This is a genomic window from Nocardia arthritidis, assembly GCF_011801145.1.
In the GTDB taxonomy this organism is placed as follows: domain Bacteria; phylum Actinomycetota; class Actinomycetes; order Mycobacteriales; family Mycobacteriaceae; genus Nocardia; species Nocardia arthritidis_A.
On the sequence record NZ_CP046172.1, the window covers coordinates 3,886,826 to 3,902,758 of the forward strand.

General features: G+C 69.1%; 11 protein-coding genes. 5 read left to right on the plus strand and 6 right to left on the minus strand.

Translation table 11 applies throughout. The annotated features are described in order from the left end of the window. Position 1: 1 nt before the first annotated feature. A complete protein-coding gene (gene hypF, locus F5544_RS17520; protein ID WP_203217578.1) occupies positions 2-2,332 on the minus strand; it encodes a carbamoyltransferase HypF in 2,331 nt (776 codons plus the stop codon). Positions 2,333-2,727: 395 nt separating this feature from the next. Here hypF and F5544_RS17525 point away from each other — a divergent pair, with 395 nt between their 5' ends. Next, the gene (locus tag F5544_RS17525) at positions 2,728-3,348 is read left to right on the plus strand and encodes a hypothetical protein (RefSeq protein ID WP_167474182.1); all 621 of its coding nucleotides are present in this window, start codon (positions 2,728-2,730) and stop codon (positions 3,346-3,348) included. 35 nt (positions 3,349-3,383) lie between these two features. Here the strand turns inward: F5544_RS17525 and F5544_RS17530 are convergent, their stop codons facing one another. From F5544_RS17530 to F5544_RS17545, 4 genes are all read right to left on the minus strand, one after another. Next, complete coding sequence (locus tag F5544_RS17530) at positions 3,384-4,721, minus strand: alkaline phosphatase family protein (RefSeq protein WP_167479275.1); 1,338 nt, start codon at positions 4,719-4,721, stop codon at positions 3,384-3,386. 141 nt (positions 4,722-4,862) lie between these two features. Beyond that, positions 4,863-5,690, minus strand: coding sequence for an acyl-CoA thioesterase (locus tag F5544_RS17535; protein WP_167474183.1), 828 nt, complete (start codon positions 5,688-5,690; stop codon positions 4,863-4,865). Between the two features lie 60 nt (positions 5,691-5,750). Further along, a complete protein-coding gene (locus tag F5544_RS17540; protein ID WP_167474184.1) occupies positions 5,751-7,283 on the minus strand; it encodes a DHA2 family efflux MFS transporter permease subunit in 1,533 nt (510 codons plus the stop codon). Positions 7,284-7,287: 4 nt separating this feature from the next. After that, positions 7,288-8,424 carry a nucleotide disphospho-sugar-binding domain-containing protein gene (locus F5544_RS17545; RefSeq protein ID WP_167474185.1) on the minus strand — a complete coding sequence of 379 codons (1,137 nt, stop codon included), beginning with the start codon at positions 8,422-8,424 and terminating at the stop codon, positions 7,288-7,290. 452 nt (positions 8,425-8,876) lie between these two features. On the opposite strand from F5544_RS17545, the gene F5544_RS17550 reads away from it, so the two are divergent. Next, positions 8,877-13,160: a glycoside hydrolase family 38 C-terminal domain-containing protein gene (locus F5544_RS17550; protein WP_167474186.1), complete on the plus strand. Its 4,284-nt coding sequence runs from the start codon at positions 8,877-8,879 to the stop codon at positions 13,158-13,160. Further along, positions 13,157-13,873, plus strand: a complete 717-nt coding sequence (locus F5544_RS17555) for a DUF7158 domain-containing protein (RefSeq protein ID WP_167474187.1) — start codon at positions 13,157-13,159, stop codon at positions 13,871-13,873. The genes F5544_RS17550 and F5544_RS17555 overlap by 4 nt, the downstream gene beginning before the upstream one ends. Positions 13,874-13,877: 4 nt before the next feature. Here F5544_RS17555 and F5544_RS17560 read toward each other — a convergent pair whose 3' ends face one another. After that, positions 13,878-14,507, minus strand: a complete 630-nt coding sequence (locus tag F5544_RS17560) for a peptide deformylase (protein WP_167474188.1) — start codon at positions 14,505-14,507, stop codon at positions 13,878-13,880. 145 nt (positions 14,508-14,652) lie between these two features. On the opposite strand from F5544_RS17560, the gene F5544_RS17565 reads away from it, so the two are divergent. Both F5544_RS17565 and F5544_RS17570 read left to right on the plus strand, forming a co-directional pair. Then, a complete protein-coding gene (locus F5544_RS17565) occupies positions 14,653-15,000 on the plus strand; it encodes a hypothetical protein (RefSeq protein WP_167474189.1) in 348 nt (115 codons plus the stop codon). 179 nt (positions 15,001-15,179) lie between these two features. Further along, the gene (locus tag F5544_RS17570; protein ID WP_167474190.1) at positions 15,180-15,920 is read left to right on the plus strand and encodes a GAF and ANTAR domain-containing protein; all 741 of its coding nucleotides are present in this window, start codon (positions 15,180-15,182) and stop codon (positions 15,918-15,920) included. Positions 15,921-15,933: the final 13 nt, after the last annotated feature.

The window sequence follows — 15,933 nt, forward strand, 5'->3', positions numbered from 1 at the left end:
CCTAATCGTTGGTGGGATACGGATTCGCGATCGTGGCGGCCGCGATCGCGGCCTGGCCGTAGCAGATTCCGCCGTCGTTCATCGGAACCCGCTCACCGACAAGACCTTTCAGACCGGCATAGGCTAGGCCGGACAGCACGAGGGAGGTGAGCAGCGCGTTCTGGAAGACGCCGCCGCCGAGGCAGACGACGGCATCCGGTGCGAGCACTGCCGCGGCATCGACGGCCATGGCGACCACCACCTCGGCGATGGTGCGGTGGAACCGCGCGGCGATCTCGCCGGCCGGGCGGTCGCAGGCGAGCGCCTCGCACAGGGTCGGCGCCGGGTCGTATACCAGCAAGCCGTCGTGGCGGTGCAGCGCCCAGCGCAGCGGTTCGCTTGCGGTACCGGCGAATTCGGCCGCTGCGGCCTCCAGCCGGACGGCCGCCTCGCCCTCGTAGCTGTTGTCGTCGCAGAGGCCGAGTAGCGCGGCGAGCGCGTCGAACAGCCGTCCGGCACTGGATGCCCTCGGACAGTTGATATTTCGTTCGATCATCGCGCGGACGGCGGCGGTTTCCCGTTCGGGTAGCCGGTCCAGCAGTCCGGCTGCCGCATCTTCGGGCAGTACCGTTCCGAAAGACTCTGCGCCCCAGAGGTATCCGAGCGCCATGCGGGCGGGCCTGCGCACCGCGGCCGCACCGCCGGGCAGCGGCGCGGTGGCGAAGCGGCCGACCCGGCGGTACCCGGTGTAGTTCGCCAGCAGCACCTCGCCGCCCCAGAGCGTGCCGTCGTCACCGAAGCCCAAGCCGTCCAGGGCGATTCCGACGAACGGGTCGCTGACAAGGTGTTCGGCGGCGGTGGCCGCGACATGCGCGTGGTGGTGCTGGATCACGATGCGGCGGTCCACGGGCCAGTGCGCACGCGCGTACGCGGTCGACAGATAACCCGGATGACGGTCGTGCGCAACGAATTCCGGGTGTGCGCCGGATAACCGGCACAGCGCGTCGGTGCCCGCCTCGAAGGCGGCGTACGCATCCGCGTCGGCCAGATCGCCGAGGTGTGGCCCGATGCTCGTGGTGTCCGAAATAGCGAGGGCAGCAGTATGTTTGAGCTGTGCTCCGACCGCGAGCACCGGCTTGGACGCGAATATGGGCAGCGGCAGCGCGCCGGGGGCATAGCCGCGGGCGCGGCGCAGCGTGACGGTCCGGCCCGCCACCACCCGCACCACCGAATCGTCGTAGCGGGCGCGGATCGCCCGGTCGTGGCACAGGACCCCGTCCACGATCGGGCCGAGCGCGGCTACGGCGGCCGCATCGTCGATGACGGTCGGCACGCCGCCGCGGTTACCGCTGGTCACCACCAGCGGGCGGTCCAATTCGGCGAGCAGCAGATGATGCAGCGGGCTGTACGGCAGGAAGACGCCGATTGTCGCGGTGCCGGGTGCGATATCGGCGGCGACGGGCGCGTCGACGCGCCGGGGCAGCAGCACGATCGGCGCGGCGGGCGAGGTGAGCAGCCCGGCCGCGACGGTGTCGACCGCGCCGAGGGTCCGGGCCGCCGCCAGATCGCGGACCATGACGGCCAGCGGTTTGGTGGGGCGTGGCTTGCACGCGCGCAGCCGGGCGACGGTGTGCGCGGCCTGCGCATCGCATACCAGCTGATAGCCGCCGATGCCCTTGATCGCGACGATGCCGCCCGCCGCCACCGCGGCGCAGGCCGCCGACAGCGCGTCATCCCCGGTGGCGCCGGTCGGCAGCCAGTTCAAGCGGGGGCCGCAGTCCGGGCAGCTCGTTGGCTCGGCGTGGAAACGCCGGTCGGCCGGATCGCGGTATTCCGCGGCGCAAGCGGGGCACAGCGGGAATTCGCGCATCGCGGTGCGCTCCCGGTCGTAGGGCAGCGCGTCGATCACCGTCGCGCGCGGGCCGCAGTCGGTGCAGTTGAGAAACGGGTAGCGGTAGCGCCGGTCGGCCGGATCGAAGAGTTCGCGCAGGCAGGCCGGGCAGATCGCCAGATCCGGCGGAACCCGCGCGGCGAGCCTCGGCGTGGTGCCAGGTCCGCTGTCGGCGACCGCGAAATCCGGGCTCAGCTCGATACCCGCGGCGAGCGGAGTCACCGCGATATCGTCGATGACGGCCGCGGCCGGTGCCGAATTTTGTAGGCGCACAACGAATTCGGCGATGGAATCGGTATCGCCCGCGACCCGCGCCACGACCTGGCCGCCCGCATTGCGCACATCACCGGTGAGGCCGAGCTCGTGCGCGAGGCGGTAGACGAACGGCCGGTAGCCGACGCCCTGCACAACACCGTGCACCGTCACCTGGACTCGCCGCATGCGTGCGGGTGCCCGGGTCATGGTCTCGGTCTGCGGTCGACAGGAAGCGCGTGCGTACCCACCTGTCAACCTTCCATCGAGATGATCTCACCCACCTAGGGCCGAAAGTCCTTTCGCTGGAGGCATCTTGGCGCACGGTCGGCCGCTCGAACCTTGCGGCGCCGGGGCCGAAAAGGGTTCGCTGAGCGGTGAACCGGTCGCGTCGTCGGCGTATAACGGGCCGTCCCGGCGGTCGCGGACCGGTAGCGCGGCATCAATCCGGATGGACGGCGCTGTGCAGGGCTTTCCCGGGGCGGTACGTCAGGTCGCGACGGGTCTCGAATCGTGCGGTTATCGTGGGAATAAGGGGCGGTTGACGCCCGTTTCGGAGCCAGGCCGGAGCACGACGAACCCGCTTGCGGAAGGAAGTCGCAACGATGGCCGCGATCACCGTGATCGGCGTTGGAGTGGCGGCGGCGGTGCTGGTCCCGGCGGCGGTCGCGGTCGCGACCGACTACCCCTTCGCCGGAAATCCGGCGCCGTCACCCGCGCCGCACGGTGGCTGCGTACTGTTCTGCGCGTCATCCGGCGGCGGCATCATGGCACCGGCGCAACCGCTGTCCGGCGGTTGTGTCATGTTCTGCGACAACCGATCCGGCGCACCGGCTCCCGATTATCGCGCTCCATCGCAAATGCCGTTCGGCACAACGGGTCCGGTGCCGGCATCGCCCGGATCCGGTGGCCCGGCGCAAATGCCGTTCGGTTCAGGCGAATCCCCGCCGCCGTCGTCCGGTTATCAAGGGCCAGTCCAAATGCCGTTCGGCACAGGCGGTTCCGCGCCGCAGTCTGGAAACCAGGGTGCGGTGCAGATGCCGTTCGGCACAGGCGGTTCCGCGCCGCCATCGTCCGGTAATCAGGGGCCTGCCCAAATGCCGTTCGGTTCAGGCGGATCCGCGCCGCAGCCTGGTAACCAGGGTGCGGTGCAGATGCCGTTCGGGGGTGGATCCGCGCCGCCCTCGTCCGGATATCATGCGCCGGTGCAGATGCCGTTCGGCTGAGCGGTCCGGCACGAATATCGTTCGGTGCCAGGTGATTACGGGATATGCGGTTTGGTGCCCGGCTCCTGTGCCGGTTCGGTTTGCGGGCTCGCCGGGACCTGCGGTTTGGGTAGCAGGTCGGTGGCGTTGGCGCGGGCCACCTCCGCATCGACGCCGGGGAACTGCACCGGCTGGGTGCTCGGCGGCCGGTCCAGGCGTAGCGCCGAGGTCAGGTCGCCGAAGGTGCGGCGGCGCCAGTCGGAGATATTCGGCTCGCGAACGCCGGTGAACCACTCCAGGAATCGTAGACAGGAGGTGTGGTCGAATTTTTCGGTCGCCACCCAGCCGCCCGCCGTCCACGGCGAGACGATGACGCACGGCACCCGGTAACCGCCGCCGATTGGCGCGCCCTGAACGAATTCGCCCGGTTCACCGCTCGGCGGCAGCGGCGGAACCACGTGGTCGAAGAGTCCGTCGTTCTCGTCGTAGTTGAGGATGAATACCGTCTTGGCCCAGACATCCGGGTTCGCGGCGATGGCGTTGATCCGGTCGGCGATGAATTTCGCGCCGTCGGCGGGCCGGAAATCGGGATGTTCGCAGGCCGCGGCGTTGGGCAGGATCCAGGACACCGCGGGCAGGTTGCCCGCGCGGGCGTCGGCCTCGAACTGGCCGATCGGCGAGGTGGCGATGCCCTTGGTGAACAGCGGGGAATCCGGCCCGGCCGTCTCGTACTGATTGAACTGTTCGAGGAGGTTGAGGCCGTAGTCGTCGATCTCGTTGTAGACCTTCCAGCTCACCCCGGCCTGTTCCAGGCGTTCCGGATAGGTCGTCCAGCTGTAGTCGCCGGGGAGGTTCCGGATGATCGGGCCGCCGTTCGTGCCATCCGGATCGATGGTTCCGGTCATCCACATCATGCGGTTGGGCCAGGTCGGTCCGAGCACCGAGCAGTGGTAGGCGTCGCATACGGTGAACGCGTCGGCCAGCGCGAAATGGAAAGGGATGTCGGCCCTTTCGTAGTAGCCCATCACGTAGGGGCCGTTCACCCCGTCGGCCTTGCGGTGCGCGGGCAGCCACTGATCCATCTTGCCGCCGTTGAGCGCGGCGTGCTGCACGGACCAGGCGTGCGAGGTGGACGGGATCTTCTGCACGCTGTTGCGATAGGTGTCGAGGTGGAACGGCAGCGTGTAGCCGTCCGGATTCTGCGGATCCGGCTGCTGGAATACCGATGCGCCGTTGGGTAGCCGGATCGCGCCCGGATCACCGAAGCCGCGGACGCCCGGCATGGTGCCGAAATAGTGGTCGAAGGAACGGTTTTCCTGCATGAGCAGCACGACGTGTTCGATCGGCTGCGGCGTCACCGGTTGGGCGAGCGCACGCCGCACGTTCGGCGGCATCGCCGCGAACGCCGCGGCCAGCGCGGCGCCACCCAGAAAACGCCTACGCGTGAGGCGAGTGGCCGGAAGTCCCGAATCATTCACGCACGTCAAACTAGTTGAGCCGTAAGGATTCGCAACTGGGGCGGGTCCGGGGAGTGATCAGATCGCGTCGACCAGCCGCAGCATTCGCTCCTGCGCGACCATCGCGACCAGCGTGCCGTCGCGGTCGAAGACGCGACCGTTGGTGAACGCCCTGCCGAAATCGGCCGACGGCGAGGCCTCGTCGTAGAGCAGCCAGTCGTCGATGCGGCACGGGCGCAGGAACCAGATCGAGTAATCCAGTGCGGCCGTTTGCATTTTGACCCAGTTGTGCCGGGTCAGCGCCGCGCCGAGCAACGTGATATCGCTGGCGTAGGCGAGGGCGCAGCTGTGCAGGACCGGATCGTCGGGCAGCGGATGGGTGTAGCGCAGCCAGACCTGCTGGCGGGTATGCGGGCCGTCGGCCGAATCGGTGAGGCCGTCGGGGATCCGGCGGATCTCCCAGTTGTCGTCCAGTCCGATCGCCGAAAGCCAGGCGTGGCCGGGTTCGGCCGGGCCGAAGCGCGCGATGGCCTCCGGTGCGGGGACCAGCGGCGCCGGATCCGCATGCCGCACACCTTTATCGCCGACGTGGTAGGAGGCGTTCATGACGAAGATGTCGCGGTCGCCCTGCCGCGCGACCACTCGCCGCAGCGCGAATGTGCGGCCGTCGCGCACCGCCTCCACGCCGAAATCGATACTCGATTCCGGGTCGCCCGGGCGAACGAAATATCCGTGCAGCGAATGGATGGCGAATTCCGCGCCGATGCTGCCCGCGGCGGCCGCGACGGCCTTGGCCGCGATTTCACCGCCGAATACCCGGGCCGGTGTCGTGCCCGCCTTCGGTGCGCTGCGGAAGACGTTGTCGTCCAGCGGTTCCAGAGCGATTGTGTCGATCAGGTGAACCATTGTTGGCCTCCAGTGTGGGTAGTGGGGGTCGACGACGGCTTCGTCATCAGGGCGGGGCTGTCATCCGGCGAGTGCGGCGAGTTCGCCCGCCGGGTGGTCTGCGGTGGTTCGATCGCGTTGGGGCAGTAGGGCGATGGCGAGCAGCGCGCCGATGGCGGTGACCGCGGCGGCCGCGAACGCCCCGGTGCGCAGCCCGTCGACGAAGGCCAGCCGGGCGGCGTCGGCGGCGGTGGCGTCCGGCGCCGCGGTGAGCGCGGTGACGGCGGATCCGCGTCCTCGTTCGACGAGCGCGCCCGGAATGTTCAGCTCGGACCAGAGCCGGGCGAGCCGGTCGCGGTAGGTCCAGCTCATGGCGGATCCGAGGACGGCGACGCCGAGTGCGGCGCCGAGTTCGCGGGTGGTGTCGTTGACCGCGGACACCACGCCGGCGCGCGACGGCGGCACGGTGTTGAGCAGCGCGTCGGTCGCCGGACCGGTGACGCAGGCCAGCCCGGCCGCCATCACGCACATACTCGGCAGGATCGGGCCGAGGTAGGCGGACCGCACGCCGATGGTCGAGGCCAGCAGGAAGCCGCAGCTCATCAGCGACAACCCAACCGCGACAACGATTTTCGTGCCGAATCTGCGGGTGAGCGACATCGCGAGCGGCGCCGTCGCCGCGACGACGACGGCGTAGGGGATGGTGGCGAGCCCGGCCCGCAGCGGGCTGTAGCCGCGCACAGTCTGGAAGAAGAAGGTGATCATGAAGCTGAAGCCGACGAGCCCGAAATAGGCGGTGGTGATGGACCAACTCGCGATCGAGAAGCGGCGGTCACGGAACAGCCGGACGTCCAGCAGCGGATGCCGCGTCCGGCGCTCCCAGCGGAAGAATCCGACCAGGACCAGGGCCGCCGCCGCGAAGGCCGCGACGATCACCGGATCGAGCCAGCCGCGCTGCGGTGCTTCGATGATCGCCCACACCAGCAGTCCGGTGCCGATGATCGCGGCCGCCGCGCCGATCCGATCCAGCCGTCCGGTCACCGGACCGCGCGATTCCGGCACCGCAACCAGTACCGCGGCGAAGGTCGCCGCCACTACCGGGATATTGACGAGAAATACCGCGCCCCAATGGAAATGGGCGAGCAGTAGGCCGCCGGCGAGCGGTCCGAGCGCCACCGAAAGCCCCGAAACCGCCGACCAGATGCCGACCGCGGTCGCCTTCTCGGCCCGGTCGGTGAATGTCGCGGCGATGCTGGCGAGGGTGGCCGGATAGATCAGCGCCGCCGCGCCGCCGAGCACCGCGCGGGCCGCGATCAGCGCACCGGCACTGTCCGCGTAACCCGCCGCCAGCGACGCGAGCGCGAAGAGCGCGAGGCCGAGCAGCAGCATCCGCTTGCGCCCGTACCGGTCGCCGAGGTAGCCGCCGACCAGCAGCAGCCCGGCCAGCACCAGGATGTAGGCGTCGATCACCCACTGCAGCGCGGACGTCGACGCCGCGAGTTGGCTGCCGAGCTTCGGAAGGGCAACGTTCACAACGGTATTCGCGATGCCGATGAGCAGTGCGGCCAGGCACACCGCACCGAGCGCACCCCAGCGACGCCATCCGTCGGCCACTGGATCACCTGCCGATCGAGATGGCGGCGGATAGCCGGAGGTGCTGTTCGAGCAGGTCCGCGCCGCGGCCCGGGCCGCCCGCCGCGGCGAATCCGGCGGCGACCCGCCGCGCGCCGGCACGGCGGGTGATGGCCTCGTCGATACCCGCGCGCAGCCGTGCCGGGTTCAGGTTCTTCTTGGACACCCGCACCCCGGCCTCGTTCGTGACGACCCGCCGGGCCACCTCGCGCTGATCCCGCCCGAACGGCACGACGCATACGGGAACGCCTGCGGCCAAAGCCTTTTGGGTGATGCCCATACCGCCGTGCGAGACCACCACCTCGGCCCGGTCCAGCAGCAGGTGGTGCGGCAGGAAGCGTTCGACGCGGGCGTCGGCCGGTACCGTGAAGCCGGACGGGTCCACCGCACCCGTCGTCACCACCGTGTACATGCCGCTGCCGGTGAGCGCGTCCAGCGCCAGCTGTGCCAGCTCGCCGTCGTCCTGGAATTCGGTGGAGCAGGTGACCAGCGCGAGCGGCTTGTCGATGCCGTCCAGCCAGGCCGGGCGGTCGGCGGGCGGCGCCCAGAGACCGGGGCCGATCTGGTGCACCTCGGTCGGCCAGTCGTCGCGCGGATCGTCGAAGGGCCGCGCGGTGAAATTCAGCATCAGCGGCGGTTGGGCCAGGTAGTCGAGGGTGTGCCGGAGCGGTTCGAGGCCATGGCCGCGGCGGGCCGCGTTGAGGTCGGAGAGCACCTCGTCCCACATCCGGTTCATCGCGCCGCGCACGGCCGCGTCGCGCAGCCTGCCGAGCGGGCCCGGCTTCGGAGTCAGCCCCAGCCCGAACGGCGGGACCTGCTTCGACGGCATCGGCAGCAGCATCGGCGACCAGGATGCCCACGGCAAACCCGTTGCGGTGCCGAAGATTTGAGCACCGACCGAGGTCATGTCGATCAGCAGGGCGTCGGGGCGGGTCGCGGCGACCGCGGCGCGCATCGCGGCGATCTCGGCCGGGATATTGTCGACCAGTGAGCGGGTCGCCGCCCGCAGCGCGGCGAGCGGTGAGCGCTGGGCGCCGTCGCCGAGGCCGTTGTGGATGAGGTTGGCGGGCAGGTCGCGGGTCTCGATGCCGAGCGGGGCCAGCGTTTCCCGGCTGCCTGGCAAGGTTTCCGCGGTGACCCGATGTCCCCGAGCCGATAATTCCCCAAAACCGGAACAAGTGGATATAGGTGACCTTTCGATGGACGCGTGAAAACGAGCAAATGGGCCATGACTAAAAGCGTTAATCTTCAGCAAACCTCATGCAAGTGGGTGTAATCCAAATCACCCCAATAAGAAATCGTATTGATTCCTAGGTTTAGGGTTAATCTCGGCGGCGTCTGCTCGGCGTAACTTTAAGTAGTCCGGCTCCCTGGGTGAAAAGCGGGCTCAGGTGAATTTCGGCGGGCGAATCAAACTTCAGGTCCGATAATTGGGCAACTAATGTGCAAACAGTTGCTAAGTGTTTCGTCGCCCCGGTCCGGCGGGACGCTGCCGATGGCCGGTCGTGCGCGCATGACCGCACCTTCATCTCTCATCCGCCGGTAGAAGATCGCTTCGCATGGGAATCTGAAGAGGTGACCGCGCAGATCGTCGCCGCCGACTCGACCGACCTCTTCGTGGGATCCGAGGCGGAACCCAGGCAAGTGCTACGGGTGACCCTGCGTCGCGCAGGGTCGTGCACCATCGAGGTGAGCGGGCAGTCCGTGCGGGGGAGCGCGGCGGTTCCGGACGGGGACGGGCAGGTCGTCGTCGACGTGCCGCTCACCATCGAGGCGCGCCCGGGCGCCGAACTACCCGTGGCGGTGACGGCGGGAACCGCCCGGCTGGAGACGGCGGTGACGGTGGCCGAACCGGGCTGGACCATGTTCATGATCTCGCATTTCCACTACGACCCGGTGTGGTGGAACACCCAGGCCGCGTTCACCCAGACCTGGGAGCTCCAGGGCAACGACGGCACGACGCGGCCGGTGTGGGAGCACAACGGATTCAACCTGGTGCGTGCGCATCTCACTATGGCGCTCTCGGATCCCGACTACGCGTTCGTCTTGGCCGAGGTCGACTATCTCAAGCCGTTCTGGGACACCTTTCCCGAATATCGTTCGGTGCTGCGGGATTTGATCGCACAGGGTCGGGTCGAGATCATGGGCGGCACCTATAACGAGCCCAACACCAACCTCACCGGCTCCGAGACCACCATCCGGAATCTGGTGTACGGCATCGGATATCAGCGCTCGATCATGGGCGCGCGGCCGCGAACCGCCTGGCAGCTCGACGTATTCGGTCACGATCCGCAATTTCCCGGGCTGGTCGCCGAGGCCGGGCTGAGCAGTACCTCGTGGGCCCGTGGGCCGTTTCATCAGTGGGGGCCGATTCTCAACACCATTCACGGCGTCGGCGGGGACGCTCGCCACATGCAGTTCCCGGCCGAATTCGAATGGTTGTCGCCGTCCGGGCGCGGGGTGCTCACCCACTACATGCCGAACCACTATTCGGCCGGGTGGTGGATGGATTCCTCGGCGACCCTGACGGAGGCGGAGCAGAAGGTCTACGAGCTGTTCCAGGCACTGAAACCCGTTGCGGCGACCAGGAATTGCCTGCTGCCGGTGGGCACCGACTACACCCCGCCGAACAAGTGGGTGACCGAGATCCACCGGGACTGGAACGCGAAATACGTTTGGCCGCGGTTCATCTGCGGCCTGCCCAAGGATTTCTTCGCGGCCGTGCACGCCGAACTGGCCGAACGCGGCGTCCGGCCGAGCCCGCAGTCGCGCGATATGAACCCGATCTACACCGGTAAAGACGTCTCCTATATCGACACCAAACAGGCGCAGCGGGCGGCCGAGACGGCCGCGACCGACGCCGAGAAGCTGGCCAGCTGCGCGGCGCTGCTCGGGCTCGGCCGGTATCCGGAGGCCGCGCTGGACAAGGTCTGGCGGCACCTCGCCTTCGGCGCGCACCACGACGGGATCACCGGTTCGGAATCCGACCAGGTGTACATCGACCTGGTCACCGGATGGCGGGAGGCGCACGATCTGGCCGCGGACGTGCGCGATACCGCGCTCACGGCGCTCATCGGGCGGATCGACACGGCGGGGGGCGGTCTGCCCGTCGTCGTGGTGAACACGCTGTCGTTCACCCGTACCGACCTGGTGCGAATCGCCATGCCGCCCGGTGCGTTCCGGCTCGTCGACGATACCGGCGCGGATGTCCCGTTCGTCGTCGAGGCCGATACGGCGACCTTCGTCGCGGTGGATGTGCCCGGCATCGGCTGGCGCACCTGGCGCTTACTTCCCGCCGAAACATCCGGCGCCGGTTGGGCATCCGTCGAGGCCGACACCATCGGCAACGAATTCTTCGCCGTCCGCGCGGATCTCGCCCGCGGCGGCGGCCTGACCAGCATCCGCGAGCTGGCCTCCGGCCGGGAGCTGTTGCGCGACGGCGGACTCGGCAATGAGCTGCGGGTGTACGAGGAGTATCCGCAGCATCCGCAATTCGGCGAGGGGCCATGGCATCTCGTGCCGACCGGGCGGGTGGTGAGTTCGGCGGAGCGGCCCGCGTCGAGCCTGCGGGTCGAACGGTGCGCCGCGGGGCAGCGGCTCGTCGTCACGGGTGTGGTCGGCGAGGTCGAATACGAACAGGTGATCACCCTTTGGGCCGGGCTGGCGCGAATCGACCTGCGCACCAGGGTGATCGACTTCACCGGGAGCGATCGGCTGCTGCGGGTGAAGTTCGCCGTCGAGGTGCCGGGCGCGCGGCCGGTGTCCGAGGTGGCGGGCGCGGTGATCGCCCGCGGATTCGCGCTGCCGGACGTGGATTCCGCGCAGGCGCCGTGGACGCTGGACAATCCGGCCAACACCTGCTTCGCACTCAGCAGCACCGCACACCTTTCCGTGCACGACCCGGACGGCGCCGAGTTGGGGCGGGCCGCGATCGCCGTCGCCGAGATCGTGGTGCCAACCCTGGACGCCGCGGCCGACGCCCGCGATCTGGTGGTCGCACTGGCCGGAATCGGGGTCACCGCGACCACGTCCACGGCGGCGGGCAGCAGATACGGCTGGCTGGACGTGGATTCGAACCTGCCCGATGTGCGAATCGTGCTCGGCGGACCCGAAACCAACCCGCTGGCCGCCGAACTCGTCGCGCGCGATCCGCGGTACGCCGCGCAGTTGCGGCGCCAGCTCGAGACTACTGGCAGCGCAAGGCTTTTCGTTCCGTCCGAGCGGGCGGTGGAGCAGGCTTGGGTGCCGAACGCCGACCTCCGCGATATCGGCGCGCTGCCAGCGGTGATCGTCGCGGGCCGGGACGCCGACACGCTGGCCGCCGAGATCGCGGCGCTGGCCATCGAATTCGGCGCGCATACGGCGGCGCGGGTGACGGCCGTCGAATTCGGCGCGACCCGGCCGCTCGACGCGTACACCGTCGGGCTGCTCAGCCGCGGCATGCCCGGTTTCGCGATCGACCCGAGCGGCGCGCTGCATCTGTCGCTCATGCGGTCCTGCACCGGCTGGCCGTCGGGCGTCTGGCTGGACCCGCCCCGCCGCCGCACGCCGGACGGTTCGGCCTTCCAGTTACAGCACTGGACACACGAATTCGACTACGCCATCGTCGCGGGGGCGGGCGACTGGCGCGCCGTCGATCTGGTCGCGCACGGCCACGCCTTCTCCGCGCCCATGCACGCCCGCACGTCCGGAGGTCATGCGGGGGATCTGCCACCCACCTACGCGCTGCTGCGGGCGACGCCCGAGCGCCGGGTCGAGATCCAAACCGTGAAGCCCGCGGGGAATCCCAGCGCCAACGGCGCACCCGCCGAACTCGACCCGGCGGCCGGACTCACCGTGCGGCTGGTGGAAACCAACGGATTGCCGGTCCGCGCAACGGTTTTCTCGGCCTTCGGCTGGATCGCCGCGCGGCATACCGATCTGCTCGAACAAGACGGGCGCGACGCGGTGCTGAGCATCGAGGACAACGTCATCGTCACCGCGCTCGACGCGAGTCAGATCGCCACCATCGTCGGCGAGCCGAAGAGTTACGCGGCCGAACGCGCCAGGAAAACCCTTGGGCGGCAGACCGAAACAGCGCAGCCGGTGTACTCGCGATACTGGCTGCACAACCGCGGACCCGCGCCGCTCGGATTCCTGCCGGTCACCATCTCGGCCGGGCCGACGGTGTTCACCGCCACCGGCGAACCGCTCGACAGCACAATCACCATTGCCAGCCAATACACCGAAACCGCCGTCGACGCGCTGCTGACCGTCGTCGCCCCCCAGGGCTGGGTCACCGAACCCGCGACGCGCCCTGTCACGCTGCCGCCGGGCGGGCACACCGCGTTCCCGCTCACCATCGCAACGCCCGGTGGGGTGGCGCCCGGCCTGTATTTCGTTCGCGCGCAACTCGCGGTCGGCGCGGACACCATCGAGGATGTGCTCACCGTGCTGGTGCCCGGCGCGGGCACCGATGCCGTGCTGCCGCCGCCTGCCGGGCCCGAACTCGACCAGGGCACCCAGAACGCCGGTACCGCGGCGGATTCCGCGCGGCCGCTCGGCCTGGAGATCACCGCGATCACCGAATCGGTCACCGTCCGGTCCGGTGGTGCCGCCGAGCTCGCGCTGCGGGTGCGCAGCATCGCAGGCAGTCCGATCGAGGGCGAGGCCATGCCGATCAGCCCGTGGGGTACTTGGGAATTCGTCGGGCCCGGCAGTAAAGGGTTCCGGGTGCCGCCGAATTCGGATGGCGAGCTGACCTTCGATGTCGCGGTGCCGCCGGACGCGCGGCCGGGGCGCTGGTGGATCCTGGTGAAGCTCATGTGGTTCGGCCGCATCCAGTACAGTCCCGCGATCCCGTTCGTGGTGACGGCATGATCCGGCAGGACGCACCCGTCATCGGCTGGATCGACGGCGCGCCCGTGCCGCGTGAGCGGCTGGACGCGCGGCTGGCGGCGCTGCACGCCGGGCGGCGGGCCGCGGCGCTGCCGAAAACCGGTACCAGCGAATACCGGCAGCTGATTCGCTGGACGGCGCACGTCATCTGCACCGAAGAGCTGTGCCGCCGCGCGGTTCCGATGGCGCCGCGCGCGACGGTGCCGCTGGACGCGGTGGGCGCGGTGCAGCTCGGATCGATCAATTACGCCGCGTGGCAGTCCGATCCGGCGGTCGCGGCCGCATTCCTCGCGGTGATTCCCGGCGCGGACCGGGAGGTGGAGACGCCGGATTCGGTGCGGTGGTGGCGGATCCGCTACGCGATGGGGACGGGGAATCCGCCACCGGCCCGGCCGTCGCTGTCGAGCCTCGGTTGGAGCACGCTCGACGACCTACCCGTCGTGCTCGCCGCCGCGGCCCGTGCCGCGGTGCCGGGCACGGTGATCGGCCCGCTGATCGACGGAAACCGTTGGTACTACCTCAGAGTCGACGAGATCGCACACCGGCCCGCCCGCATCGCCCGCCGCGACGACGGCGAGCGGCTGCGTGCGTTCGCCCGCTGGCTCGACCTGCGCCGCAGCGAATCGCTGGTGATGGCACCGGGTTTCGAACATCCCGGCGATACCGACCAACCTGACAATACGCACCGGCACTGATCCGTCACGCCAAGTCGAAGCCCAGCGCCTCCGCCGCCGCGGCCGGCGTCGGCTGGGCCCATCGTTCCTGGAGTGCGGCATTTGTGGTGATAGATCGGGTGAGCGCCCTGTCGATGTAGATGGTGCCCGCGAGGTGGTCGGTCTCGTGCTGGAAGATGCGCGCGGGCCAGCCGGTGAGTCGCTCGGTGTGCCGGATGCCGTCGAGATCGGTGTAGCTCGCCACGATCGACTCGGGCCGCCGCACGACGGCCTGGAATCCGGGCATGCTCAGGCAGCCCTCATAGAATCCGACCGGCGCACCGTCGGCGGTATAGCTCGGATCGACGATCGTGAACTCGGGCAGCGGCCGCCGCTTGCGCGCCGCCGCCACCTCCGGGTCGAGACCGGTCGCCGGATCGCCGAGTACCGCCATCCGCAGCGGGATGCCGATCTGCGGTGCGGCGACCCCGACGCCGGGCGCGGCGCGCATGGTCGCGAACATGATGTCGGCCAGTTCCCGCAGCAGCGCCGAATCGATCTGTCCGGCAACGGGTTGCGCCTCCCGGCGCAGCACCGGATCTCCGACCAGCACCAGCGGGGCGGGCCCGCCACGGTGCGCTGCCACCAAATCCGCGATCAGCTCGGCGATCTCCATCGGCCCATTGTGCCCACACCGGTTTTTACACCCGCGAAACCCCCGGCAGCCGAGGGATTTCGGATCTGAGCGGGTATCATTTCGTAATAATTCCCTCGAGTCCCGAAGAGCGGCTCCGGATCCGCTACCGCCGATGGAGAACTCCGTGACTGAGCCGATGTGGAATCGTGATGCACGTGCGTGGGAATTCCGTTGGCCGCTGGCCTATTCCCACGACCGGGCCGGACTGTCCGGCGATACCGCCGCATTCGCCGCACTCGGCGACGATCTGGTGCGGGAAATCTTCGGTATCGGCCTGCGGCTGCAGGAGGTGCGGGCGATCTTCGACGGCGAGCAGGTCAGTGTCGAGGAGTTGCGCGCTGCCAGATCGGCCATGGTCGAGCTGCTCGACTGCCTCGATCGGATGATCAGGGAAACCGGCGTATCGATGCTCGCGCTGACGTCCGCACGGCCACCGATGGAATTGTGGAGCAGGCGCGCCAACGGCCATTGACCACCGTGCGCGGGACAATGCCATGCGCACAAGGGGATTGACACGACCGTGGCCGGGTATTGTGTAGCCGTGTGACGTCGGGGCGGGGCGGTCACACGGAGACCGTCCGTGTAGTGAGCGACCGCCCGGGTAGTGCGCGCCGATGTCTCGCGGATCGTCCAGGGACTGCAGGCGCTGACATGACCGATGAACTGGCCGCCGGAATGTCGCGACTTGCCGGGCTGTTGCTGGCGAGCGGGGATCTCACCGATTCGTTGGCCGAGGTCGGCGCGATCGTGACGCGAATGCTGCCCGGCAAGCCGATGGTGGGCATCATCGTTGTCCGCGCGGGCGCCGAATTCGTCGGCGGGACCGTCGATCTGCGCCGGACGGTATTGGCCGAGAACCGGATTCGTGATCTCGGTCCGGCCAGGCAGACCGTCGCCACCGGGCTCGCGGTCTCCGCGCCGGATCTCGATCTCGAACGGCGGTGGCCGGATCATACGAAGCAGTTGCGTATACAGGGAATTCGGTCGGTTTTCACCCAACCGCTGGTGATCGAGTCCGCGCCGGTCGGCGCGCTCGTGCTGTATGCGACCGAACCGAACGGATTCGGCACCGCCGCCCGACACGCGGCGGAGCTGACCGCCGACCACATCGGTGTGCTGTTGACGCTGGCGCTGACGGCGGCCGACCGGGCGGAACAGACCGAGCAACTGCACGCCGCCTTGGCCTCGCGATCGACCATCGATCAGGCCCTCGGCATCATGATGGCCAGATTCCGCTGCTCCCGCGACGATGCCTTCGACCGGCTGCGCGGAATATCCCAGCACCGCAACGTGAAAGTCGCCGCGCTGGCCGCGGAAATCATCGAGGCGGTGACCGGAAATCCACCCGGTCCGGTGCATTTCGAGCATCCGCGCGGCCTGCCGCGACGGTGAGATTGTGTCGGGG

Excerpts from the sequence above, each read along its gene's own strand:
- hypF (WP_203217578.1), bottom strand. The coding sequence starts at position 2,332 with ATGACCCGGGCACCCGCACGCATGCGGCGAGTCCAGGTGACGGTGCAC.
- F5544_RS17525 (WP_167474182.1), top strand. The coding sequence starts at position 2,728 with ATGGCCGCGATCACCGTGATCGGCGTTGGAGTGGCGGCGGCGGTGCTG.
- F5544_RS17530 (WP_167479275.1), bottom strand. The coding sequence starts at position 4,721 with ATGCCGCCGAACGTGCGGCGTGCGCTCGCCCAACCGGTGACGCCGCAG.
- F5544_RS17535 (WP_167474183.1), bottom strand. The coding sequence starts at position 5,690 with ATGGTTCACCTGATCGACACAATCGCTCTGGAACCGCTGGACGACAAC.
- F5544_RS17555 (WP_167474187.1), top strand. The coding sequence starts at position 13,157 with ATGATCCGGCAGGACGCACCCGTCATCGGCTGGATCGACGGCGCGCCC.
- F5544_RS17560 (WP_167474188.1), bottom strand. The coding sequence starts at position 14,507 with ATGGAGATCGCCGAGCTGATCGCGGATTTGGTGGCAGCGCACCGTGGC.
- F5544_RS17570 (WP_167474190.1), top strand. The coding sequence starts at position 15,180 with ATGACCGATGAACTGGCCGCCGGAATGTCGCGACTTGCCGGGCTGTTG.